Origin of the sequence: Nereida ignava (genome assembly GCF_001049735.1) — a bacterium.
In the GTDB taxonomy this organism is placed as follows: Bacteria; Pseudomonadota; Alphaproteobacteria; order Rhodobacterales; family Rhodobacteraceae; genus Nereida; species Nereida ignava.
In genome coordinates, this window is sequence record NZ_CVPC01000050.1 from 1 (window position 1) to 1,688 (window position 1,688).

Consider the following 1,688-nt stretch of genomic DNA (forward strand, 5'->3'; position numbering starts at 1 on the left):
TGCCGGGTGTTGGCCCGATCACAGCAGCGGCATTCCTTGCGTTCGCGCCGCCCATGGAAAGCTTCCGGCGTGGGCGCGACTTTGCAGCCTGGCTGGGCTTGGTGCCCAAACAACTCTCGACGGGTGGCAAAACCAAACTGGGTCGAATCAGTAAGATGGGCCAGTCCGATCTGAGGCGATTACTGATCACAGGAGCCACCGTATGCATCAGATGGGCGCGCTGGAAAGGTGTCAAACCCGACGGCTGGCTAGGGCGCTTACTTGAACGCAAAAAGGGCACGTTGGCTGCCGTCGCTCTGGCTAACAAAATGGCCCGCATTCTTTGGGCCATGGTCACGAAGAAACAGGATTATCGTGGTGGTTTGGTCGAGTATGCCTGACGCCGCGCAGAGGTTCGGAACGGTCGGCTCGCGCTGACAAATTCCGGAAAGTAAGGAGATCAAAGGACAATTATGGGCAAAAGCATCGGCTGATCCGCATCGGGAAAACCATATAGTAATCAAGGACACCAATAGTCCTCAAGATCGATTTGGACCTGAGGCGATCGAACTCCATAACGGCCCGTGGCGATCAGAGCCACATCTGACGAGGCCTGACACACGACCGATACCGATAAACTTGACCCAGAAAATGTCCCGAAATCACCTTGCGAAACCGGGAGCATCCACACACGATACCTACGACGTGGACCTGCAAATGCATTCGCCAGACCCCAGCGATCCTGCTGTCACCGCGCGTGTACTTACGATTATGTTGGCAGACGAGTATTGATTTTGCACAAAAGTATCAGGATGACACTGTGTGATGTTCGGTTACTGTTGTTCCATGAGAGAGACTCAAGCCCATAACCTTCTATGGCAGTCCGTGCTGCTGCAAGTTCTTCGAGATATTCGTGACGCAAACCGCAGTCATGAAGGACATAAAGACTTTGTCACTGCAGCCCGGTGGGTTGGGAATTATCCATCCCGCGAGTTTAATGAAGTGTGTATGTGTGCAGGTCTGGAGCCTGACTTTGTGCACCCAAGATTTGTAAAGATCATCCAAGAGGCTGAGGCCAAAAGCGCTGCGCGTAAAACCACAAAGAAAGCGCCTGTGGCAGTAGCTGCAGAATAGCCAGTTTTGTACGGTTTTTTTGCTGTCGTTGATAAATACACGTGAAGACTAAAATGGTTGTGCTGTCTTTATGATCGGCGACAGGCTCTATGCATCGTAAGATGCCCCAAGAAGATCCGAACACAGGTCACGCTGTGGCGGAGGATGTTAGGGATGCCGCGCAGTAGCCGAGCTGCATGTTCAACCGTCGCTGTGTCATCCAGCGTCTGCAAAGAGAGATGGCAGGAGTGGGAGACAAGGCTCGTAAGAGTACCCCACAGCCCGTATCCACGGTCAGTCATAGCTTTGGATGCATTGGGTGTGCTGCCGAAAAGGTGGCGCGTAAAGCTGACAGGGTAACCCCAGCTACCTGTAACAAGGTTGCGCTTATGACAGGCGAGAGCAACTCGGATGAGGTCTCGTCATACCAAGGCTGCGGATAGCCTTGGTATGACTACACAATCTGGATGAGATCCCATTTATATATGATCATAGTGCTTAAGCTGTTTGATCTACTCAAATGTGAAGCAAAAGACTGAAGGTGTTTGTGATTGAGCGAGAGCGATTGAACAAACAACGAAAGTCAGCTCGGCGAA

2 protein-coding genes are annotated in these 1,688 nt (G+C 52.0%); both read left to right on the forward strand.

Annotation, left to right across the window (positions count from 1 at the left end; translation table 11 throughout):
- The coding region (locus NIG5292_RS14215; protein WP_048600199.1) for an IS110 family transposase at window positions 1–380 on the forward strand (380 nt) is incomplete at its 5' end.
- Between the two features lie 316 nt (window positions 381–696).
- Window positions 697–771, forward strand: a complete 75-nt coding sequence (locus tag NIG5292_RS14885; RefSeq protein WP_370726560.1) for a DUF3768 domain-containing protein — start codon at window positions 697–699, stop codon at window positions 769–771.
- Window positions 772–1,688 lie beyond the last annotated feature (917 nt).